General features: G+C 70.4%; 20 protein-coding genes. 8 read left to right on the plus strand and 12 right to left on the minus strand.

What is annotated here, in order from left to right; all coding sequences use genetic code 11:
- Positions 1 to 89: 89 nt before the first annotated feature.
- Entirely contained in the window at positions 90 to 884 is a 795-nt protein-coding gene (locus OG370_RS27775) for a hypothetical protein (protein WP_443060756.1), read from the plus strand.
- A 44-nt stretch (positions 885 to 928) separates the two neighbouring features.
- On the opposite strand, the gene OG370_RS27780 is transcribed toward OG370_RS27775, so the two are convergent.
- The 3 genes from OG370_RS27780 to OG370_RS27790 form a co-directional block, all read right to left on the minus strand.
- A complete protein-coding gene (locus OG370_RS27780) occupies positions 929 to 1,480 on the minus strand; it encodes a hypothetical protein (protein WP_328468912.1) in 552 nt (183 codons plus the stop codon).
- A gap of 28 nt (positions 1,481 to 1,508) precedes the next feature.
- Positions 1,509 to 2,444, minus strand: a complete 936-nt coding sequence (locus OG370_RS27785; RefSeq protein WP_328468914.1) for a DMT family transporter — start codon at positions 2,442 to 2,444, stop codon at positions 1,509 to 1,511.
- Positions 2,445 to 2,509: 65 nt separating this feature from the next.
- The gene (locus OG370_RS27790; protein WP_328468917.1) at positions 2,510 to 3,655 is read right to left on the minus strand and encodes a magnesium and cobalt transport protein CorA; all 1,146 of its coding nucleotides are present in this window, start codon (positions 3,653 to 3,655) and stop codon (positions 2,510 to 2,512) included.
- Between the two features lie 420 nt (positions 3,656 to 4,075).
- Here OG370_RS27790 and OG370_RS27795 point away from each other — a divergent pair, with 420 nt between their 5' ends.
- The 4 genes from OG370_RS27795 (at position 4,076) to OG370_RS27810 (ending at position 7,266) form a co-directional block, all read left to right on the plus strand.
- A complete protein-coding gene (locus OG370_RS27795; RefSeq protein ID WP_328468918.1) occupies positions 4,076 to 4,663 on the plus strand; it encodes a suppressor of fused domain protein in 588 nt (195 codons plus the stop codon).
- Positions 4,664 to 4,735: 72 nt separating this feature from the next.
- Positions 4,736 to 5,374, plus strand: a complete 639-nt coding sequence (locus OG370_RS27800; protein ID WP_328468920.1) for a DUF6758 family protein — start codon at positions 4,736 to 4,738, stop codon at positions 5,372 to 5,374.
- A 207-nt stretch (positions 5,375 to 5,581) separates the two neighbouring features.
- The gene (locus OG370_RS27805) at positions 5,582 to 6,445 is read left to right on the plus strand and encodes a PHP domain-containing protein (protein ID WP_328468922.1); all 864 of its coding nucleotides are present in this window, start codon (positions 5,582 to 5,584) and stop codon (positions 6,443 to 6,445) included.
- Positions 6,446 to 6,657: 212 nt separating this feature from the next.
- Complete coding sequence (locus OG370_RS27810; RefSeq protein ID WP_328468924.1) at positions 6,658 to 7,266, plus strand: MarC family protein; 609 nt, start codon at positions 6,658 to 6,660, stop codon at positions 7,264 to 7,266.
- A 97-nt stretch (positions 7,267 to 7,363) separates the two neighbouring features.
- Here OG370_RS27810 and OG370_RS27815 read toward each other — a convergent pair whose 3' ends face one another.
- From OG370_RS27815 to OG370_RS27825, 3 genes are all read right to left on the minus strand, one after another.
- Positions 7,364 to 7,504 carry a hypothetical protein gene (locus tag OG370_RS27815; RefSeq protein ID WP_200823142.1) on the minus strand — a complete coding sequence of 47 codons (141 nt, stop codon included), beginning with the start codon at positions 7,502 to 7,504 and terminating at the stop codon, positions 7,364 to 7,366.
- A 93-nt stretch (positions 7,505 to 7,597) separates the two neighbouring features.
- Positions 7,598 to 8,527 (minus strand): alpha/beta fold hydrolase, encoded by a 930-nt coding sequence (locus OG370_RS27820; protein WP_328468927.1) that lies wholly within the window; start codon positions 8,525 to 8,527, stop codon positions 7,598 to 7,600.
- Between the two features lie 346 nt (positions 8,528 to 8,873).
- Positions 8,874 to 10,577, minus strand: coding sequence for a DEAD/DEAH box helicase (locus OG370_RS27825; protein WP_443060757.1), 1,704 nt, complete (start codon positions 10,575 to 10,577; stop codon positions 8,874 to 8,876).
- A gap of 411 nt (positions 10,578 to 10,988) precedes the next feature.
- On the opposite strand from OG370_RS27825, the gene OG370_RS27830 reads away from it, so the two are divergent.
- The gene (locus OG370_RS27830) at positions 10,989 to 11,729 is read left to right on the plus strand and encodes a ferritin-like fold-containing protein (protein WP_328468929.1); all 741 of its coding nucleotides are present in this window, start codon (positions 10,989 to 10,991) and stop codon (positions 11,727 to 11,729) included.
- 51 nt (positions 11,730 to 11,780) lie between these two features.
- Here the strand turns inward: OG370_RS27830 and OG370_RS27835 are convergent, their stop codons facing one another.
- The 6 genes from OG370_RS27835 to OG370_RS27860 all read right to left on the minus strand — a co-directional run bounded on the left by OG370_RS27835 (position 11,781) and on the right by OG370_RS27860 (position 19,544).
- Positions 11,781 to 12,053 (minus strand): hypothetical protein, encoded by a 273-nt coding sequence (locus OG370_RS27835; RefSeq protein WP_328468931.1) that lies wholly within the window; start codon positions 12,051 to 12,053, stop codon positions 11,781 to 11,783.
- A 227-nt stretch (positions 12,054 to 12,280) separates the two neighbouring features.
- The gene (locus OG370_RS27840; protein WP_328468933.1) at positions 12,281 to 13,849 is read right to left on the minus strand and encodes a DUF4832 domain-containing protein; all 1,569 of its coding nucleotides are present in this window, start codon (positions 13,847 to 13,849) and stop codon (positions 12,281 to 12,283) included.
- Between the two features lie 192 nt (positions 13,850 to 14,041).
- Complete coding sequence (locus OG370_RS27845; RefSeq protein WP_328468935.1) at positions 14,042 to 15,919, minus strand: heparinase II/III family protein; 1,878 nt, start codon at positions 15,917 to 15,919, stop codon at positions 14,042 to 14,044.
- Between the two features lie 50 nt (positions 15,920 to 15,969).
- The gene (locus OG370_RS27850; protein ID WP_328468937.1) at positions 15,970 to 17,628 is read right to left on the minus strand and encodes an extracellular solute-binding protein; all 1,659 of its coding nucleotides are present in this window, start codon (positions 17,626 to 17,628) and stop codon (positions 15,970 to 15,972) included.
- A 48-nt stretch (positions 17,629 to 17,676) separates the two neighbouring features.
- Positions 17,677 to 18,567, minus strand: coding sequence for a carbohydrate ABC transporter permease (locus OG370_RS27855; RefSeq protein ID WP_328468939.1), 891 nt, complete (start codon positions 18,565 to 18,567; stop codon positions 17,677 to 17,679).
- Positions 18,564 to 19,544: an ABC transporter permease gene (locus tag OG370_RS27860; protein ID WP_328468941.1), complete on the minus strand. Its 981-nt coding sequence runs from the start codon at positions 19,542 to 19,544 to the stop codon at positions 18,564 to 18,566. The genes OG370_RS27855 and OG370_RS27860 overlap by 4 nt, the downstream gene beginning before the upstream one ends.
- A 155-nt stretch (positions 19,545 to 19,699) precedes the next feature.
- On the opposite strand from OG370_RS27860, the gene OG370_RS27865 reads away from it, so the two are divergent.
- Both OG370_RS27865 and OG370_RS27870 read left to right on the plus strand, forming a co-directional pair.
- Entirely contained in the window at positions 19,700 to 20,797 is a 1,098-nt protein-coding gene (locus OG370_RS27865) for a LacI family DNA-binding transcriptional regulator (RefSeq protein WP_328468943.1), read from the plus strand.
- An 86-nt stretch (positions 20,798 to 20,883) separates the two neighbouring features.
- Positions 20,884 to 21,945, plus strand: coding sequence for a hydroxyacid dehydrogenase (locus OG370_RS27870; RefSeq protein ID WP_328468945.1), 1,062 nt, complete (start codon positions 20,884 to 20,886; stop codon positions 21,943 to 21,945).
- The last annotated feature ends 7 nt before the right edge of the window (positions 21,946 to 21,952 follow it).

Here is a 21,952-nt window from a genome sequence, read left to right on the forward strand (position 1 = left end):
CGGTCCGCGGAGGGCTGCTCCGGTGCCTGCGGGCCACACCCGCCGCACCCGCTCAGGCTACTCCGGGCCGATCTTGCCTGCCCCATGGGATGGTCCCCGGGAGTAACCCTGCGGTAGCTTCGAGGCCGCCCGCAGCCGCCGTCCCTGGAGGAAGAGAACCCGTGCACCACGGCCGCAGGACTGTCGCCGCCGCCCTGACCGCGCTCGGCGCGAGCGGTCTGCTCACCGGTTGCCTCGGCTTCGGGGGCGACCCCGACGCGGGCACCAACGGCGTCGGCAAGCTTCCGGCACGGACCATCGAGCAGAAGGCGAAGTCCGCCGCCGCGAGCGCCGCCGCCGTACGGCTGGCCGGCACCGTGGTCAGCGGCGGCCGGACCTACCGCCTCGACATGCGGCTGCGCGCCAACGGCGGGGTCGGCGAGGTCACCAGCAAGGGCGACACCTTCCAGCTGCTGCGGGTCGACGACGCCCTCTACCTCAAGGCCGGCGCCGACTTCTACGGTGACGGCGGCAGCGACAAGGACAGCAAGGCCGCCGCCGCGAAGCTCAACGGCAAGTACGTCAAGGTGCCGCCGAACGACCCCTCCTACCAGCAGTTCTCCGGGTTCACCGACAAGAAGACGCTGCTCGCCGACCTCTTCGTGCTGGACGGCACGGTCAGGACCGGCGCCCACCGCAAGGTCGGCTCCACCAGGACCATCGCGCTCGACGGCACCAAGGGCGGCTCGCTGGACGTCTCCCTCAAGGACACGCCCTACCCGCTGCGCTACGAGCGCGTCGGGGGCGCGGGCACCTTGACCCTCTCGGACTGGGGCCAGGACTTCACCCTGGCCGCCCCGGCCAAGTCCGAGGTGCTGGACTACGGCAAGACCGTCGGCAAGTAGCGCACCCGCCTCGATTCGCCCCGCCCCGGGCGCCGCGTCCGCGGTCAGGTCCTGCGACGCCGGGCGAGCAGCTTCGGCAGTCCCGCGGGCGCGGGGGAGCGGGTGGTCGCCGAGGTGGCGACGGGGGCGACGGCGCCCGAGGTGTCGGGCATCGCGCCCGGGTGCTCCGGCACGCTCCCGGTCGGCGCCAGCCGGAAGACCTGGCACTCGGCCGCCCACCGCGACGGCACCGACTCGGCGTCGACCGCGTTGAGCCGCTTGCCCTTCAGCTCGCCGACGGCGGCCTCCCACGGCTCGCCGTGCGGCGCCAGCACCTCGACCCGCGCGGACCAGGTGACCAGCCGCCCGCCCTTGTCCTTGCTGCGTACGGTCACGGTCGCGGTCCCGCCGTCCACCAGCCCCGGCACCGGCTGCTCGCCGGGCCCGGCGACGAGGTGCAGGCTCCCGTCCAGCCACAGGTGCCACACCGCCTGGCCGTTGACCCAGACCAGCCCGGACTTCTTCGTGGCCTCCTCCACCAGGGCCGACAACTCCTCGTCGGCGGAAGGCACGGCGGAGGGCGCGGGGGAGGCGGGCGGCGTGGACGGCGTCGACATGTGCCCAGGTTAGTGCCCCGTTTGCGGACTAGCGGCGGCGGTCGGAGAGGATCACCAGGGCCAGGCCGCCGAGGATCACCAGCAGCGCGGGATACGCGGCCGCCGGCGGGGTCTGGCCGAGCCACAGCCCCGCGATCAGCGCGGCACCCGGGGTCTCCAGCAGGATCGCGGTCGAGGTGGTCGACGGCCCCAGGCCCCGCACCACCCGGTTCAGCAGCGAGTGGCCCAGCAACTGCGCCGCCACCGTCAGCGCGGCGATCTTCAGCCAGGTCTCCCCGTCGTACCCGGCCAGCGCCGACCCGGAGACCAGGCACGCGCACAGCAGGGCCACCGCCGTGGTCGTGTAGCAGACGAAGGTGTACGCGGTGGTCGTCGCGGTCCGCCGCACCTCCGAGCCGAGCAGCATGTAGACGGCCGCGGCCAGCCCGGCGCCGAGCGCCAGCGCGTCGCCGACCAGCGCCCGGCCGTCCGTCGACAGGTCGATCCCGGTGAGGATCAGCACGCCCACGACCGCGAGCGCGGTGCCGCCCCACACCAGCCGCGGCGGGCGGTGGCCGCGCAGCCGCAGGATCAGGGTGGTCCAGATCGGCGTCGTGGTGCACAGGGCGGTCGAGGTGGCGACCGACGTCATGTTCAGGCTCGGCAGCCACATCCCGAAGTGCGCGGCCAGCACCAGCCCGGCCAGCGCCGACAGGCCCAGCGCGCGCCGGCCCATCCGCCGCAGCTCGCCGCGGTGCCGCCACAGCGCCACCGGGCTGAGCACCCCCACGGCCATCGCGTTCCGCCAGAAGGCGATGGCCAGCGCGGGTGCGGCCGTCGCCGCGATCAGGGGGGCCGAGAAGGACACACCCGCGATCGCCACGCCCAGCAGCGTCAGGTCCACTCCACGCCCGGCCTCGGGCGCTTTCTCGTCCGCCGCCGATGCCGCACGGGGCGGGGTGGCGGTGCTCTCGGGAGTGGTCACCGCACAAGCGTACGGGCCCGCCGCGGGCCGGCCGTACCACTCCGGAGGGGACTCCGGGGGCGTCCCTACAGCCATCCGTTGCGGCGGAAGCCCCGGTGGATCGCGTAACAGATCGCCAGGGTCGCGGCGAGCACGACGGGATAGCTGTACTTCCAGCCGAGTTCGGGCATGTGCTTGAAGTTCATGCCGTACACACCGGTGATCATGGTCGGCACCGCGAGGATGGCCGCCCACGCGGTGATCTTGCGCATGTCCTCGTTCTGCACGACGGTGGCCTGCGCGAGGTTGGCCTGGAGGATGGAGTTGAGCAGGTCGTCGAACCCGGTGACCTGCTCGTGCACCCGCGCGACGTGGTCGGCCACGTCTCGGAAGTACTTCTGGATCTCCGGGTCGATCAGCCGCATCGGCCGCTCGCCGAGCAGCTGCATGGGCCGCAGCAGCGGGGACACCGCCCGCTTGAACTCCAGCACTTCCCGCTTGAGCTGGTAGATCCGCCCGGCGTCGCCACCGCGCGAGGTCTTCCCGTTGTCGGCGGAGAAGACGTCGATCTCCACCTCGTCGATGTCGTCCTGCACCGCCTCGGAGACCGCGAGGTAGTCGTCGACGACCTGGTCCGCGATCGCGTGCAGTACGGCCGAGGGGCCCTTGGCCAGCAGCTCCGGGTCGTCCTCCAGCCGGTGCCGCAGCGCGCGCAGCGACCCGTGCCCACCATGTCGGACGGTGATCACGAAGTAGCGTCCGGTGAAGACCATCACCTCGCCGCTCTCCACCACCTCGCTGGTGGAGGTGAGCTCGGCGTGCTCGACGTAGCGGATCGTCTTGAAGACGGCGAAGAGCGAGTTGTCGTACCGCTCCAACTTCGGCCGCTGGTGGGCGTGGACGGCGTCCTCGACCGCCAGCGGGTGCAGGCCGAACTCCTCGGCGATGCCCGCGAACTCCTGCTCGGTGGGCTCGTGCAGCCCGATCCACACGAAGCCGTCGCTGCCGTCGCACTGCGGCCCGGGCCGCCCGGCGCGCACCATCTTCAGCGCCTCGTGCGGGTCCGTGACGTCGCCGTGGCGCAGGCCGTCGCGGTAGACCGCGCAGTCCACGATCGCGCTGGCGGCGCGCGGCTCCGGGACGGGGTCGTACTCGTAGGACGTGGTGGTCCTGCGCAGGGTCGGCCGCAGGGCAGGACGGACTACTGCACGCAGGTCGCGGATCATCGACATGGCAAGCTCCTTCACGGACTGGCCGACGGCATGGCGCCGCACTGAAATGCGGATCAGGGCGTGGTGATCGCAGGCAGTTCAGGGCGCTCTTCCGCTGTCGCGGGCTCCGCGGGAGCTGTGCCTCCCCCTCACATCCGGTGGGGGTGGACCGCGACTCGCGAGGTGACGCGTTTTGGACCCGGTCAGCCGGGTAGAGAACGCGTGACGTGCGAGTACTGCGGGGAATTCAGCGCGCGAAATGGCATACGGAAGAGCTGCCGGTACTGCACGGTCGACTCGGATCCATGTCAGTCCCCACCTCCTCCGGTCGATCCCCGCTGAGGGATGTCCTTGGTGCGCGAGTGAACGCCCTACCTTAGCAAGTCCGAGCACCTCCTCGGTGCCGCCTTACCGGTTCTGTACGCGTTCTATGCTCGCCGTATGGCTGATGTCCTGGCGCTCGTCGAAGCGCGGCTGTCCGATGTCCTCGGCGCGCCCGACGCCCGCGCCGCGGTCACCTTCGTCGGCACCGACCGGGTCGAGGTGCTCCGCTACACCACCGGTGACCTGGTGCGATACGCCACACTCGGGATGTCCGCGCAGCCGATGGCCGACCCGCTCGCCACCGTGGCGGACCCGCTGCGCGGGCCGCGCGGAGAGCTGCTGCTCACCGTCCGGGCGGGGCTCGCCGACACCGACAAAGTGCTGCGCCCGCTGGCCGTGCTCGCCGCCTCCCCTCAGGTGGAGGGCCTCGTCATCGCGCCCGGCGGCTCCCTCGACACCACCGAGCCGCTGTGGCCGGGGGCGCCCTTCTCCGCGGTGCTCGTCGCCGAACCCGGCGGTCTCGTGCCGGACCTCACGCTCCCCGAACCCCTCGACCCGGTCCGCTTCTTCCCGCTCCTGCCGATGACCCCGGCCGAGGCCGCGTGGAAACGCGTGCACGGTGCCGCGGCGCTCCAGGACCGCTGGCTGGCCCACGAGACGGATCTGCGGGACGCCCTGCGGACGGCGGTGCCCCTGACCGCCTAGGGTGCGCGGCGGCGGGTCCGGACGGGTGATCGTCCTTGACGTGGGGAGGGGCCAGGAGGAGCGTAAGGGTCTATGAGGGGCGAACCCAGTTGCCCGAAGTGCGGTGGCAGGGTCCGTGCGCCCGGACTCTTCGCCGATTCCTGGCAGTGCGACGTGCACGGGACCGTGTATCCGCTCCAGCCGGTGGTGCCTCCCAGTGTCGAAGCGCTCGGCGTCGTCGTGAACCGCTCCCAGGTGCCGGTCTGGATGCCCTGGCCGCTGCCGGTCGGCTGGCTCTTCTCCGGAGTGGCCGCCGCCGGTGACGACCGCAGCGGCGGCCGTGCCACCGCCGTCTCCTGCTCGGGGCCGGGGCCGCTCGGAGGTCCCGGTGAACTCATGCTCGTGGCAGAGGAGTTGGGGGTCGGGCTCGGCGCGCGCTTCGCCGGGATCGACGGGCCCGACCCCGGTCCGAACATGTGCGTGGACATGCCGCCGCACGCGAAGGTCCTCGCGGCCGGGCGCCCCACACCCCTCTGGCACGTCGCGGGCGTCCCCGACGACCGCGTGGTCTTCGCCGGCGAGGCCCGCGGGCTCTGGCTGTGGGCGATCGTCTGGCCCGAGCAGACCGGGTTGCTGATGTACGACGAGCTCGTCCTCACGGATTTGCGGGACGCCGGCGCCGAGGTGGACCTCCTGCCGTGCGGCGCGCTCGCCCCCCGCCTTATCGCGTAGCGGTGCCCCTGACCTTCCGGGGGAGTGTGTTCTGTCGGTTGAGGGACCACCTGTTGGTGGTGGGTTGCGCGCGAGGTACCCCGCGCCCCTGGATGTGCCCGGGTGTTCCCCGGGCAAGCACGGTGGGAGCCGTACGACGGAACGCACCACCCGGGCGGGTTATCCTGGCGACGGCCACCCAACCCCCAGCCACCCGCGGAGCGAGTCGTGCGTATAGACCTGCACACCCACTCCACGGCTTCCGACGGCACCGACTCGCCGGCCGAGTTGGTGCGGAACGCCGCGGCCGCGGGGCTGGACGTGGTGGCGCTCACGGACCATGACACGGTCGGCGGTTACGCCGAGGCGACCGCCGCGCTGGCGGGGCTGGAAGCGCGCGGGGACCTGACGTTGGTGACCGGTGCCGAGTTGTCCTGCCGGATCGACGGCATCAGCATGCACATGCTGGCGTACCTGTTCGACCCGGCCGAGCCGGAGCTGTACCGCGAGCGCGAACTCGTCCGGGACGACCGGGTGCCGAGGGCGCAGGGCATGGTCGCCAAGTTGCGCGAGCTGGGCGTGCCGATCACCTGGGAGCAGGTCGCCCGGATCGCCGGGGACGGCTCCGTGGGCCGTCCGCACATCGCGACCGCGATGGTCGAGCTGGGCGTGGTCGACAGCGTCTCGGACGCGTTCACCGAGCAGTGGCTGGCCAACGACGGCCGCGGGTACGTCCCCAAGCACGAACTCGACCCGTTCGACGCGGTGCGGCTGGTGAAGGGCGCGGGCGGGGTGACCGTCTTCGCGCACCCGGGGGCGCACAAGCGCGGCGAGACCGTGCCGGAAGCGGTGATCGCCGAGTTGTCCGCCGCCGGGCTCGACGGCATCGAAGTGGACCACGTGGACCACGACGACGCGACCAGGGCGCGGCTGCGCGCGTTCGCCGCGGAACACGACCTGCTGGCGACGGGTTCGAGCGACTACCACGGCGACCGCAAGACGGTCCGGCTCGGATCGTGCGTCACCGATCCCGAGGTGTACCGCGAGATCGCGCGCCGGGCCACGGGCGCGGTGCCCATCTCGGCGGTCTAGCGGGCCGGATTCTCCGGGTCGACCCTCCCGGGTCCGCCCCTGCCCTTGCCCACGGCTCGCGGGACCTCGCGGAACCTCGCGTTCCGCGGTGCCCGGTCGCGCAGTTCCTCCCGTCCTGGTCCTCCCGTCCTCCCGCCGGCTTCGCCGGGAGACACCCCCACCCTCAGCGCCCCCCTTTCGGGGCGCGCTCGTACGTTCAGAAAGCCTTCCGCATGTTTGACATCACCTTGTTCGGGTCCGTGTTCTTCACCCTGTTCGTGATCATGGACCCGCCCGGAATCACGCCGATCTTCCTGGCGCTGACGTCGGGGCGCGCGACGAAGGTGCAGCGGCGGATGGCGTGGCAGGCCGCGTCCGTGGCGCTCGGGGTGATCGCCGTGTTCGGCATCTGCGGCCAGCAGATCCTGGACTACCTGCATGTGTCGGTGCCCGCCCTGCGGGTGGCCGGCGGACTGCTGTTGCTGCTGATCGCGCTGGACCTGCTGACGGGCAAGGCGGACGAGCCGACGCAGACGAAGGACGTGAACGTGGCGCTGGTGCCGCTGGGCATGCCGCTGCTGGCCGGTCCGGGGGCGATCGTGACGGTGATCCTCGCGGTGCAGCACGCGAACGGCTTCGGGCAGCAGCTCTCGGTGTGGGTGGCGATCGTGGCGATGCACGCGGTCCTGTGGCTGACCATGAGGTACTCGCTGGCGATCATCCGGCTGATCAAGGAGGGCGGGGTGGTGCTGGTGACCCGGCTGTCGGGCATGCTGCTGTCCGCGATCGCCGTGCAGTCGGTGGCGAACGGCATCTTCGGCTTCATCCACGGCGAGGGCTGACCCTCCGGTCCCGGACGGGACCAGGCGTCCGGCCCCGGACGGACGAAAGCGCCCCGTACATCCATTCGGTACGGGGCGCCGTTGCGTGGGCCTGCGATCAGTCCGCGGGGCGGATGTAGATGCGCTGGCCGAGAGCGGCGGCCTGCTGCACGATCCTGTCGACAGCGTTGGCGTCCACGACGGTGCTGTCCACGGCCTCACCGTTGACGTCGTCGAGTCGCATGATCTCAAAGCGCATGGGGCTTCTCCCTTCGTCGCGCGTTACATGTGTGGTCAACGAACACCCCCTTCAAAACATTCCCTAGGCTAACGAAAAACTTTCCGACCTTGACTACTTGCTGGTGAGGGAGTCCTTCTGCTGCCCCTCGACGTCCTTCCAGAAGGCAACCAACGCTGCCGCGGTCTCGGTGGGCCGCTCCGCGTTGGGCGAGTGTCCGGCGTCCTTGATCACGACGCGCCGCGCGCCGAGGCGTACCGCCATCTCGTCCAGCCACGGCACCGGCCAGGCGTAGTCCACCTCGCCGGAGAGTACGAGTTTAGGGAGCGGCAGCGCCGCCAACTCCGCCACTCGATCGGTTTCGGACATCAACTGCCGGGCGGTGGAAAGTAGTTGCTCGGGTACGGTGCCCAACCAGCGGCGGTGCAGGAAGTCCTCCAGCCACGTCGGGGTGCGCCCCTCCGCGTCCCCGGCGCTGTCCGCCTCCGCCCCGGCGTCCATCGCCCGCATCGCCTGCCAGGCGGTCTCCATGTCCATCGTCGGCAGATGGTCGATCAGCAACTGCGTCCGCACCTGCTGGTTCGCCTCGATCGCGGCCGGACCCGAACTCACCAGCGCCAGCGAGGCGTACGGCACGGAGCGGTCGGAGAGCAGGGCGGCCCGTACGATGTGGCCGCCCAGCGAGTGGCCCAGCACATGCAGGGGCGCGTCCGTGCCGTACGCCTCGGCCACGGCCACCGCCTGCGCCTGGACGTCCGCCGCCAACTCGCTCCGGGCGTACGCCTTCTCGTCTCTCGGGCCGGCCGACTCGAACTGCCCGCGGCCGTCCACCGAGACGGCGTGGAATCCCGCGGCCGTCAACGGCGTGATCAGGTCGAGGAAGTCTTCCTTGCTTCCGGTGAAGCCCGGGATCAGGAGGACATGTCCACGTCTTTCCGCCCCCTTGGCGGGGGCGCCGTCCAGCACCGCGAACGATCCCCGCGAGGTTTTCATCTGGCGCGAGACCACGTTCGTCGGCAGCTCAAGGGTGCTCGGTCGGCTCATGCAGTGAGATTACGCGGCTCACATGTCCAAGACGTTGCGGTTGGTGGGGGCGTGACCCCCCCGAGTGCCCCTGTTTGCGGTTCCCGGGACCTTGCCGGTGGGTGGGTGGCTTTGACCCTCCCGGGGGTGACCCGTTCTGTTGGCTCCGGGACCTCGCGGTGAGTGGGTGGCTTGTCGCACCGTTCTCCCCCAGAGCTTCGCCTGAGCTTCGCCTGAGCTTCGCCTGGGTGGGGGTACCCCGGCGGAGCCAGGGGAGTACCCCCACGCGCCCTCTGTATGTGCGGCTCCCTTCCTGCTTGGCGCAGGAAGGGCCGCAGTAATCCAGGGGCGCGGGGGAACCCGGGGGTCAGGCGGTGGGGGCCTTGCGGGTGCGACGGCGGGGAACCTTGACGGGTTCCTCCGTGGGCGGGGTGGCGTCCGCGGGGGCGGTCTGCTCGGGGGCGTCCGGGGAGATCGCGGTGGCGGCGGCTGCGCGGCTGCGGGTGCGGCGCCGGCGGGGCTTGCGCGGCTCGTCGGTGTCCGGGGCGTCGGTCGTCGTCGGGATGGCGACGGGGACGGCCTCGGTGGCGGCGGCGATCACGGTCTCGCCGGTGACGGCGGAGCCACCGCGGGTGCGGCGGCGCTGCCGCGGGGTACGGGTGCGGGGCGCGCGCTCCTCGACCGGGGCCGCGGGAGTGCGGTCACGGCCGGCGGGGCGGCGGCCGCGGCCACCGGTCTCGCCGAGGTCCTCGACCACTTCCGCGTCGAGCCCGGCACGGGTCCGCTCGGCCCGAGGCAGTATCCCCTTGGTGCCCGCGGGAATCCCGAGCAGCTCGTAGAGGTGCGGAGACGTGGAGTAGGTCTCCTCCGGGTCGTTGAAGGTCAGCTCCAGCGCCTTGTTGATGAGCTGCCAGCGCGGGATGTCGTCCCAGTCGACCAGGGTGATCGCGGTGCCGGAGGCGCCGGCCCGGCCGGTGCGGCCGATCCGGTGCAGGTACGTCTTCTCGTCTTCCGGCGTCTGGTAGTTGATCACGTGGGTGACGCCTTCGACGTCGATACCGCGTGCGGCGACATCGGTGCAGACGAGGACGTCCACCTTGCCGTTGCGGAACGCGCGCAGCGCCTGCTCACGGGCGCCCTGACCGAGGTCGCCGTGCACCGCGCCGGAGGCGAACCCGCGCTTCTCCAGTTGCTCGGCGACATCGGCCGCGGTCCGCTTGGTGCGGCAGAAGATCATCGCCAGGCCGCGGCCCTCGGCCTGGAGGATGCGGGAGACCAGCTCCGGCTTGTCCAGGGAGTGCGCGCGGAAGACGTGCTGCGTGGTGTTGGCCACGGTCGCGCCGTGGTCGTCGGGCGCGGTGGCGCGGATGTGGGTCGGCTGCGACATGTAGCGCCGGGCCAGGCTGATCACGGCGCCGGGCATGGTCGCGGAGAAGAGCATGGTCTGGCGCCGCGCGGGCAGCATGGCCATGATCTTCTCGACGTCGGGGAGGAAGCCGAGGTCCAGCATCTCGTCGGCCTCGTCGAGGACGAGGGCGCGGACGTGCTTGAGGTTCAGCTTCTTCTGGCCGGACAGGTCGAGCAGGCGGCCGGGGGTGCCGACGATCACGTCGACGCCCTTCTTCAGCGCCTCGACCTGCGGTTCGTACGCCCGCCCGCCGTAGATCGCGGTGACTCGCACCGCGCGGACCTTGCCGGCGGTGAGCAGGTCGTTGGTGACCTGCTGGCACAGTTCGCGGGTGGGGACGACGACGAGCGCCTGCGGCGCGTCGGTGAGCTGCTCGGGCGTGGCGCGGCCGGCCTCGACGTCGGCGGCGACGGTGACCCGCTCCAGCAGGGGCAGGCCGAAACCGAGCGTCTTGCCGGTGCCGGTCTTGGCCTGGCCGATGACGTCGTTGCCCGCGAGGGCGACCGGGAGCGTCATCTCCTGGATCGGGAAGGGGGTGATGATGCCGACGGCCTCGAGGGCTTCGGCGGTCTCGTCGAGAATTCCAAGGCTGCGAAAAGTCGTGGTGGTCAGGATGTTGCCTCTTCTGTGAGACGCGGCACTGGCGGCGAGGGGGTCGAGCAAGCCGGCACGTCGGGTGCGACGAACCGGTCACTGACCGCGCAGAGGTGTCGTACGGCCATAGGTCGGCCGTTTAGGCGCGGGACCGCTGCCCTCGCTCAAGCCGCGAGTGGGCCCCTCCCGATGACGGGAAGGCGGTCGGTTCGGAGCCGATCGGGCCACCGACCGGGCATCCAGGTGTTGCACACGTGGCCCGTCGTAGGTCGATGCCAGTCCGACTGTCGACGGGTCCATTACCACTCTACCCCGGAAACACGTAGCTGCACCCGATCAAATGTTTCGTTCGGGACGTCATCGGGTCACGGCGGCCTCTCGGCGGTCACCGCCGGGCGGCGTACCGGGGCGGCCACGACAGGGCGGGTGAAGCCGTCACCGGGGGCGTCCGCGGCCGTGGACTTGGCTATTGTGCCCAGCATGGACACGCCTGCTGAGACGCCCACCGACCACCAGCCGACCGTTACCGGCATCGCGGCCCAGGACTGGGCCGCGGCGTCCGCGCAGCCGCAGTACCGCGCCGCGGTCGTCGACCTGCTCGGCGCTCTGGCGTACGGCGAGCTCGCGGCGTTCGAACGGCTCGCGGAGGACGCGAAGCTCGCGCCGACGCTGGAGGACAAGGCGGAGCTGGCCGCGATGGCGTCCGCCGAGTTCCACCACTTCGAGCAGTTGCGGGACCGGCTCGCGGAGATCGGCGAGGCGCCGCACGAGGCGATGGCGCCGTTCGCCGCGGCGCTCGACGGCTTCCACCGCCAGACCGCGCCGTCGGACTGGTTGGAGGGCCTGGTCAAGGCGTACGTGGGCGACTCGATCGCGTCCGACTTCTACCGTGAAGTCGCCGCCCGGCTGGACTCCGACACCCGCACGCTCGTGCTCGCGGTTCTCGACGACACCGGGCATGCCACTTTCGCGGTGGAGAAGGTGCGCGCGGCGATCGAGGCGGAGCCGAGGGTCGGGGGGCGGCTCGCGCTGTGGGCGCGGCGGCTGATGGGGGAGGCGCTGTCGCAGGCGCAGCGGGTGGTCGCGGATCGCGACGCGCTCTCCACGATGCTGGTGGGCGGGGTCGCCGACGGGTTCGACCTCGCGGAGGTGGGGCGGATGTTCTCGCGGATCACGGAGGCGCACACCAAGCGGATGGCTTCGCTGGGGCTTGCGGCGTAGTCGGTGCCCCTGACCCCCCGGGTGCCCCGTCCTGCTCGGGGAGGAGGAGGGTCAGGGGCTCAGGATCTTCGCGTGGCGACCGCGGCGGGGCGGGCGGGCGAGCACGCTGAGGAGGGCCGCGGCGGTGAGGAGGGCGGCGGGGAAGGTGGCTTCGGGGTGGTGGCCGCCGACGATGCTGTAGGTGACGAGCCCGCCGACGAGCGAGGCGACCGGGCCGGTGGCCAGGACCAGGAGAGAGGCGGGGAGCCGGAGCGGGAACATCCGGCTCGCCGTCCAGGCGGCCAGCAGCCCGAGGGCGGCGAAGACGACGGCTTCCCACAGCATCGTGAAATCCCTCCGGTGGCACGTACGGAACGGGACCGGTCCGTACCACTCCTACCCCGCCGTCCACCGAAGCAAAGCGCCTCTCACCCGTCTGCTGCGGGATCGAACATCTCAGCGACCAGTTGACCGCCGCACCAGACGCCGCGGCACCGGATCGGTCCGAGCGGCAGGGGAGTTGGCGGCCGGAGGGCGCACCCGGGTCGCGAACGTGCCCTCCAGCCGGGTTCTCACACGACCTGGACGTCACCCACGACGAGCCAGCCGTTGGTGGTGGTGCCCTGGGCGGCGAGCTCGATACCGGGGGCGCTGCCCTTCGTCGTGTCGACGATGGCGACGCCCCACCTGTAGGAGCCCTTCACGACCCCGAGCGTCGTCGACTTGAACGTGTACGACGTCGGGCTGCCGTTGAGCCAGGTCGACGGGTCGCTGTTCGCGTCCACGAAGACCTTCGCCGCGGCGCCGTCGGACGCGAGCAGCGCGATCGCGACCTTGTACCGCTGGTTCCACGCCGGGATGTTGTTCGGCAGGTAGCCCCAGCCGAGGTTGTCCCACGTGTGCGTGAAGTCGGCGGTCCCGGCGGCGGAGACGGTGCTCGGCGCGACGACCTGCGTCGGGTAGAGCCGGTATCCGCCGCCGCCGTCGAACTGCTGCACCAGGGGATAGGCGTCCGCGAACCACGTCAGGCACTCGCCGACCCGGAAGTCCATCATGTTCACGTGTGCCTCCGCGGAGTCGTCGAATTCCCCCTTTCGCACGTCGGCGACGGTCTGATAACCCCGCGGGTCCACGCTGTAGTTCATGGAGCCGGTGACCCACCCGCCCTCCATGATGATCGGCCGCTTGTACCGCCATTTCGCGGCGATGGCCTTCTCCCAGTCGCTGTAATACGTGGTCATGCCGAACGCGTCGTGACGCAGCACGTATCCGCGGTCGAATGCGATGTCGAGCAGCCGCTCGCTGTCGGGATCCGGGTCGCCCCAATCCATTCCGGTTCCGATGAGCCGGTGGTAATTGATCGCGAGGGCCACCGAAGGGAAGGCGGTGGAGTACAGGTCGACTATCCACCTGAGCACCGGCTCGCGGTTCGACGCGTCCAGGTACTCGACCGAGTGCCCCTCTCCCCATTTCCCGAGGCCGTACCCGTCGATGAAATCCGTGACCGCCGGGTCGCCGAACTCCGCCGCGAATCCCTGGATGAACGCCGCGAACTTCTCCTGGAACACCGGGTCGTCCGGGTACGGCGACCACACCGTCGTGCTGCCGGTCTGCGTCTCGTACCCCTGGGCGCCGGAGTCGCGCACGTAGTCCGGCGTGAAGTTGTACGACTTGTCGCGGCTGTCGACCACGATGCGGAAGGCCAGTCGCAGGCCGCGGGCGCGGGCCTCGTCGATGGCGAGCTTGATCGGCGTGTCCGACTGCCACGCGTACACGCCCTCGGACGGCTCCAGCAGGGACCAGGCGACCCGCATGTAGTACACGGACGCGTAGTCGGTCACCTTGGCGGTTTCGGTCGACCCCTCGATCGGCACCGCGTCGTACTGCGTCCAGTAGTCCGAGGGGAACGAGGTGTTGGCGTAGAGGGCCCAGCCGTCGAGCGGGTTCCGCAGCACCGTGGTGGTGTCCGGAGTGAAAGCCGCGGTGATTTTCGGCTTCGCACCGCCGTGCCCGTGCCCGTGGCCGTGGTGGCCGCCCCCGGTCGCGGCGGCCGCCGGCCCGGCGAGAAACGTGCCGGATGCCGCCGTGGCCAGTCCAAGACCGAGGGCGGTTCTCCGGCTGATCTTATTCGACTCCGTCATGCGTTCTCTCCCTTGAAAACGACGAAAACGACGTTGTTTTTTATGATGCGCTTTCGTGAATCCGCCGGGCAAGGGCCGCGTCCGAAGAGAACATATCTCGCACATGCCCGGCGCAGGTCGCCGGAGTTCCGAATCCGTGCCGCCGATTGATTCGGACCTGTCGGTAAATCCGGAACACTCGGTGAATGAGAATCAGCCGGCGCCGGCGCGGGTCACCCGGAGCACGTGCCCGCCGGCCGGCGCGGCCGCGCGCTGCACCAGCCGGGTGCGGTACACCCGCCCGTTCCACACCTTGGCGAGCTTGGCGTCGTCGAGGTCGACGGGCTCGACGGAAGCGTCGAACCGGTCGGTGTCGAACGCCAGTCGAGCGTCGCCGACGCGCAATCCCCCTGCCTCCGGCCTCGGTTCGAACGCGGTCATCAGCACGAGGGTCATGGTTCCGGTTGCGGTGAAGGCCCACGAGTCACGGAGTTCGACGGCCGGGTCCCGGCGGTCGAGCCGCACCGTGCGCGCGCAGCGCTCGAGACGGCTGACGTCCGGATATGCGGCGGTGAGGTCCATCTCCAGCCCCGTGGTGGTCCCGTCGTCGTCGAAGGCGGTGTCCGTGGCGTGGTACTCCACCCCGTGCCGCTGTTCCACCCCGTTGGGCAGCGGGACGTTGTGCCATCCGCTCCGCATGGTCCAGATCGTGTACCGGGTCGCCGGCTCGAAGGTCTCGCGCCGGTACACGCCGACCCCGACGTCGATGAGGACCGGCGCGCCGTCCAGCGAGACGATGACGCCGCCGACGTCGTTGTGGTTGTGGCTGACGTCGTTGTGCCCGCCCTTGGCGGCGACGAACAGGCCCGAGACGTCCCCGGCGCGTTCGCGGGCCACCGCGACCTCGGTGCCGGGCAGGTAGAGCGCCGCGGGCATGCCGGCCGCCGCCTCCCCGTCCGTCCAGCCCGGGGCGCGGAGCGCGGCGAGCGTGCGCCGGAACAGGGGCGCGAGTTGACCGTCGAAGCGCAGCGCATGCGCGCGGCCCATCCACCGCGCGTGCCGGACGACCTGGTCGTCACCGACGCGGGTGCCGAAGCGGGCGAGCAGGTGCCAGTTCGCGTTCTCCGGCATCGCGGCCGAGCCGTCGGAGTAGTTGACCTGCGAGCCGGTGCCGATCTGCATGGCCATCGGGAAGCGGGCCATCTGCGGGACGGGCCGGACCGGGAAGCCGTCGAGCGCTCCCGCCGTCAACTCCGCCAGAAGGTCGAGGGCTTCGAACAGGGTGGCGCCGGCCCACCACCAGTAGGTGGCGCCTTCGTCGCAGCTTCCGTCGTCGTCGTAGCCTGCGCGGAAGCGGTCGAGGATGACCAGTGCGCGGTCGATCGTGGCGACGAGCCGGTCCCGGTCGGTCTCCACGACGGCGGCGCAGACCAGGACGTTCGACACGATCCATGGCGCCCAGTTGTTCGGCGGTCCGTCGACGCCGTGCCAGAAGTAGACCTCCTTCTCCCAGGGGTCCAGGACGCGGCGGCGGATCTCGTGGTGCACGCGGGCACGGATGCCCGGGTAGTCCCGTTCGAGGCGCTCGCCCGCGATGGCGTCGATCCCGGCCAGCATGGCCCCGATCGACGCGTCCGCGAGATCGAGGACGTCCCGTCCGGGGATCGGCAGGAACGGGCGCTCGCCGGACTCCGGCAGTGCGTAGTGGGAGGGCAGGCACCATGCGCTGAGCTCGCACAACCGCCAGACCCCGTCGGCGAGTTCTGGCACCAGTTCGGCGTCACCCGTGACGCCGAGCAACAGGGCGGTGGACGCCACCAGGCCGCAGAGCGCGTGTTCGGCGCGCTCCTGGGGTTGCCTGTCACCGGTCCGGCTGTACGCGGCCCACCTGGTCAGACTGTGCTGCTCGCGGGCGGCCTTCTCCCGCCAACGCAGCAGCCCGTCGCCGAGAGCGCGCCGGTCGCGCTCGTCCACGGCCGCCCACGCGGCGCGGTCCTGGACCGGCGGGGCCGGGGACCAGGTCCCGACGCGTACTGCGGCGCGGACTTCCGGAGTGAGAAGGGAACGGAAAGAGGTGTCGCTGGTATGCACGGGTGCGGGTCCCTTGGTGATCGACTGGACGGCACTGCTGACGCTTCAGGTCAGGCGTGCTGCTTCTCGTACGCCTTCTCGTACTCGGCGCGAATGGTGTTGCCGACGCTGGAGGTCCAGGTCCTGACGGCGCCGCGCACCTTGGACAGGTTCGCGCGGCCCAGGATGTAGTCGTTCATGGCGTCCAGGACCGCCGACTCGGCGGACGCGGACTGCGACGCGGTGGCCGAGTACAGCCCGGTCACGGGGCTCTGGACCAGCATGTGCTGCGTCGCGACCTGCCACTCGTGCGAGCGCCGGAGCTGCTCGTCCCTGCGGATCGCGAGGTTGAGCACCTGCGGGCCGGCGGCGAGGCGGTACAGCGCGCTGGCGTTGACCATCGTGTCGCCGGCCTTGGTCAGCGCGGCGTCGGCACCGGAACCCGTGTAGTGGACGCCCTGTTTGCCGTGTGTGAGGTCGAACGTCTCCTTCGAACCGAAGGGCGCGGCAAGGTAGTTGAGGATGCGGAGCTGCTCCTTGATCTTCGACGCGCCGGCCTTCTTCAGCGCGGTGAAGGAGAAGCTCGACGAACCCTGGTAGTTGGCGCCCTTGCCGCCGTCGGCGCCGAAGGGGACGACCGCGCCGGTCACGACGCCGTTCGGCAGCGTGGTGTCGAGGAGGGCGGAGATGCCATCCATGTGCATCAGGACGGTGCCGTTGGCGATGTACGTCTTTGCCTGCGCGTTCTGCAGGCTCGGCGTGTCGGGGTGGTAGTAGCCGGCCGCGTTCAGCTTCCTGATGTAGCTGACGGCGCGCACCCACTCCTCGGTCTCGTACTTGTTGACGAACTTCCCGCCGGTGCGCTCCCAGCCGTTCGGCACCCCGAACATGGCGCCGATGATGTCGTATCCCCAGTCGACGCCGTTCGCGCCGCCCTGCCCGCAGATGGCGTACCGGTTCGCCTTCGCGTCCGTCACGGATTTGCACAGCTCGGTGAAGTCGTCCTCGTTCTTCGGCGCGGGCTCCTGGCCGGTGAGCTTCTTGATCACGTCCGGACGGCAGACGAGGATGCTGCCGAAGGGCGGCCGGTGTTCGGGGACTCCGTAGATCTTGCCGTTGATCCGGGCGCTGACCCACGACGGGGTCGGGATGTTCGCGAGGTTCGGGTACTGCTTGATGTGGTCGCCGGAGAGGAACTCGGAGAGGTCCTGGAACTGCGAGGCGAGGATCTGCGGGTAGCGCGGCGGCATCGCGAACGTCAGGAACTCGACCATCTGCGGCAGGCCGTTGCCGGCGATCATGGTCGCGAACTTCTCCGCGAAGGAGTCGCCCGGCACGAAGGTCAGGTCGAACTTCGTGTTCGCCAGCTTGTCGACGTAGCTCAGGAAGGTGTTGTTCGCCGGGGGCGGCGCGTCGTAGGTCACGACGAATCCGGTGGTCGAACTGCCGTCGCCTATCGGGCCCGTGACGGACTGGAAGAGCTCGCTCTCCGTCGGGGACGCGTAGTAGACCGGCTGCACGATCGAGTTCCCGGCGAGGTCGGCCTTGGGGCCCTTGGCCACCGGTACGTACGTCGGCAGTGGGGAGAGCGTCCCGGAGAGCTTGTTCATGCTCGCGGCGTCGCTGGACGAGCAGGCGGACAGCGCGCCGCCCGTGCCGAGGGCGAGGAGCCCGAATGCGGCGCCCCCGAGGAGCTTGCGGCGGCTGATCGATCCGGTGGGCTGGTTCATCGGGCTTCTCCTTCGAAGCGGGCTTCGATGTCTGGTGGTTGCGGCGGCTCAGCCCTTGACGGCCCCGGTGAGCACACCCTTGGTGAGGTGCCGCTGGACGAACGGGTAGGCGAGGGCGATCGGGGCGATCGCGATCATCACGACCGCCATCTGCACGGACTGCGCGGCGGGGTGGATGGTGGTGTCACCGACACCGGAGACGAGCGAGGACCCCTGCAACACATAGGTTCGGAGCACGAGTTGCAGCGTCCACTTCGTCGAGTCGTTGATGTAGAGAAGGGCGTTGAAGAACGCGTTCCAGTAGCCGACCGCGTAGAAGAGGGTCACCACGGCGATGACCGCGCGGGACAGCGGGAGGACGATTTTCCACAGCACGCGCCATTCGCCGGCGCCGTCCATCTTCGCGCTGTCGATGAGTTCCTTCGGTATTCCCATCATGAATCCGCGCACGACGACCAGGTTGAAGACGCTGAATGCCGACGGCAGGATCAGTGCCCAGTAGTTGTTGACCAGGCCGAGTTGCTTGACCACGAGGTAGAGCGGGATGAGGCCGGGCGTGAACAGGAACGTGACGAGCACGAAGGTCAGCAGCGGCCGCTGGAACAGCGATCCGGGACGGCTCAGCGCCCATGCGGCGAGCACGGTCGAACTGACGCTGATCGCCGTGCCGATGAGCGTGACCAGCGCGGTCACCACGATCGCCCGGGTCACGATGCCGCCGGTCAGGATCTGCGAGTACGCCGACAGGTTGAACGACTTCGGCCAGACGACATAGCCGCCCGCGGCGGTGATGTCGTCGTTGCTGGACACGCTCGTCGAGAAGACGATCAGGAACGGGAAGAGGATGACGGCGAGGAGGACCACAACGGCGACGCATTTGAGCGCCAGCACGACGGGCTTGGGTTTTCCGGCCCAGACCGGACGGCGGACAGTGCTCATGATCGCGAATACACCCCTTGTTCTCCGAGCATGTGGGAAGCCTTGTTCGCCCCGAGGATCAGCACGAATCCGACCACGCCCTTGATGAGCCCGACGGCGATGCCGACACCCCAGTTGCCGTCGACGACGCCGTGGTAATAGACGTATGTGTCGAGCACTTCGGCCGCGTGCGCGCCGACCGCGTTCCGCTGCAGGATGATCTGCTCGAACCCGACGGACAGCGACTCGCCGAGCCGGAGAATCAGCAGCAGCACGATGATCGGCCGGATGCCGGGCAGCGTGACGTGCCAGAAGCGGCTCCACGCCCCCGAACCGTCGATCGCCGCCGCCTCGTAGAGCGAGTCGTCGACGGCGGCGAGCGCGGCGAGGAAGATGATCGTGCCCCAGCCGGCGTCCTTCCAGATGAGCTGCGAGGTGAGGAGCAGCTTGAAGGTCGACGGGTCGCTCATGACGGTGATCGTCGACTCGTTGGCCTGGCGCAGCATGTGGTTGACCACGCCGCCAGATCCCAGGGACTCCTGGAAGAACCCGACGACGATCACCCACGACAGGAAGTGCGGCAGGTAGAGCACCGACTGCACCAGTACGCGCAGCCACGGCCAGACCAGCGAGTGGATGAGCAGCGCGAGCGCGATCGGGACCGGGAAGAAGAGCACCAGCTGCATCAGCGTGATCTCCAGCGTGTTCACCACCGACCGCCAGAACGCCGGGTCGGAGAAGAGCACTTGGAAGTTCTGGAAGCCGATCCAGGGGCTCTGCGAGATCGGGATGTACGGCTGGTAGTCCATGAACGCGATCACGTTGCCGAACAGCGGCAGGTAGACGAAGAGCAGCAGCAGGACCACTGCCGGCGTCACCATGATCAGCAGCGGATAGTCCCGCCGTAGCCGGGCGAGGAACGGGACTCGGCGGTCGACTAGCGCACGACCGTGGCGGTCGGTGCGGGTCGCTGCGGGGGCGACCAACTTCGCGCTCATGCGGCTCCTTTGCCTCGGGTGGTCCAGGTGTCCGGGAGCCGGCTCGGCAGCGAGCACGGTGCGGCGTTCGAACACTGCGATATCTCTAAGTGCTCATATGATGAGAGTCAAGAGCGATTATTCATCCGCACATGAAACGCACATAGGGAGCGACGATGCACCCGAGTCAGCGTCAGGAGCGCATCCTGGCCGAGTTGCGCATCCACGGCAGCCTGTCCGCCACCGACTTCGCCGCACGCGAAGGCATCTCGGCGATGACCGTCCGGCGCGATCTCGGCGAACTCGCCGAGCGCGGGGTCCTGCGGCGCGTGCACGGCGGCGCCGTGTCGGTGGAGACCTACCCGACCGCGGGCGTCCCGCACCGGCCGGCGCCGCGCTCCGCGCCGGGGGAGCCGAACAACGCGCTGTTCACCCTCGGGCTCGTCGTTCCCGACCCCGGTTACTACTTCCCGAAGATCGTCGCCGGTGTCGCCGAGCGCACCGACGCCCTCGGCGGACGTGTCGTGCTCGGCATCTCCCAGTACGACAAGGCCCTGGAACGGCAGCAGATCAAGCGGTTCATGTCCAGCGAGATCGACGGGCTGCTGGTCACGACGACGATCGCCGACGCGTTCGGGACGCTGGAACTGCTCGGCGAGGCGACGATGCCCGTGGTCGTCGTCGAACGGGCCGTCACCGAAGCCCCGAGCGGGGCCGCCACCTTGGAGTCCGTCCGCAGCGACCATGCCGCCGGTGCCGCGATCGCCATCCGGCACCTCGCCGACCTTGGGCACCGCTCGGTCGGCGTGGCGATGTTCGACACCCCGACCTCTCCCCAACTGCAGATCGGGTACGACCGCGCCGTCCGGCAACTCGGCCTGCGCACGGACGCTCCGGTCGAGGTGATCGACGAGATGAACGCCGTGGGGGCGGCGACCCGGCGCTACGTGAAGCGATGTCTGGGAGCCGGCACCACCGCGGTGTTCGTGCACTCCGACCAGTACGCGGTGGAGTTCGTGAAGACCGTGCTGGAGATGGGCGTCGCCATACCCGGCGACCTGTCCGTGGTGGCCTACGACGACGAGGTCGCCGCCTTCGCCGCGGTGCCTCTGACCGCCGTCGCGCCGCCGAAGCACGACGTCGGCCGGTTCGCCGCGACGATGTGTTTCGAACGGCTCTCCACGGCCGCCGAGTTGGGGTTCGCCCGGCGGCACATGACGCTGGCGCCGACGCTGAGCGTGCGGCAGTCGGTCCGGCGGATGTGCGATTCCTGATCACTTGCAACCTTCTCCTTGACTTCGAACATCACTCCGGGCTGAGCTGTGAGTCGCTGTTCTCCGGAGGGGAGTCGACCGACAAGATGACGTCGCACACCAACACCATGGGGCCACCGCACGTCGATGCGGTGCGCGCCGTCGCGGTCGCGTTCGCGATGCCGGAGGAGACCTTCGCCCGGGTCTTCGACCCCGGCGACGTGGCCGCGCTGCACGCCGCGAGCACGGTCCGGGTGCTCGCCGACCAGCCGCTCGACCTCGACGCCGGCGGGGCGGACGCCGCCTGCCTCGCCGAGGTCGAGGTGCTCGTGACCGGCTGGGGCACGCCCGTTCTCGACCCGGCGCGCCTGGACCGGATGCCGCGGCTGCGCGCCGTGGTCCACTCCGCCGGTTCGCTCCGGCCCGTGGTCGACGACGCGGTGTGGCAGCGCGGCATCGCGATCACGTCGAGCGCCACCGCCAACGCGGTGCCCGTCGCGGAGTTCACGGTCGCCGTGATCGTGCTCGCCGCGAAGCGGGCGCTCGGCGCCGCGGACGCGCTGCGGCGGGCCGGCGGAGCCCCGGTCGACGTCGAGGAATCCTGGCCGACCGTCGGCATGTACGGGATCACGGTCGGGGTGGTCGGCGCCTCCCGCGTCGGCCGCGCTGTGATCGAGCGGCTGCGCGGGTACGACGTCCGCGTCGTACTGAGCGATCCGACCGTCGGCGAGGCCGAGGCGGCCCGGCTCGGGGTCGCGCTCATGGAACTCGGCGAGCTGTGCGCGGTGAGCGACGTCGTCTCGCTGCACGCGCCGCTGCTGCCGGAGACCGTCGGCATGCTGGACCGGACGGCCATCGAGCGGATGCGCCCGGGCGCGACGCTGGTGAACACCGCCCGCGGGGCGCTGGTCGACCAGGACGCGCTCGCCGACCGCCTCGACCGGGGCGACCTCACCGCCGTCCTCGACGTCACCGAGCCGGAACTGCTCCCGGCCGGTGCCCGGTTGCGCTCCACACCGAACACGTTCATCACCCCGCACATCGCCGGATCGCTGGGGAACGAGCTGCGCCGGCTGGCGGGCAACGCCGTCCGCGAGGCGCTCGCGTTCAGCGCGACCGGCGCGTTCACCGACCCGATCGCCTTCGAGCGAGCCGTCATCCAGGCATGACCCGGAG

Origin of the sequence: Streptomyces sp. NBC_00448 (assembly GCF_036014115.1) — a bacterium.
Classification (GTDB): Bacteria; Actinomycetota; Actinomycetes; order Streptomycetales; family Streptomycetaceae; genus Actinacidiphila.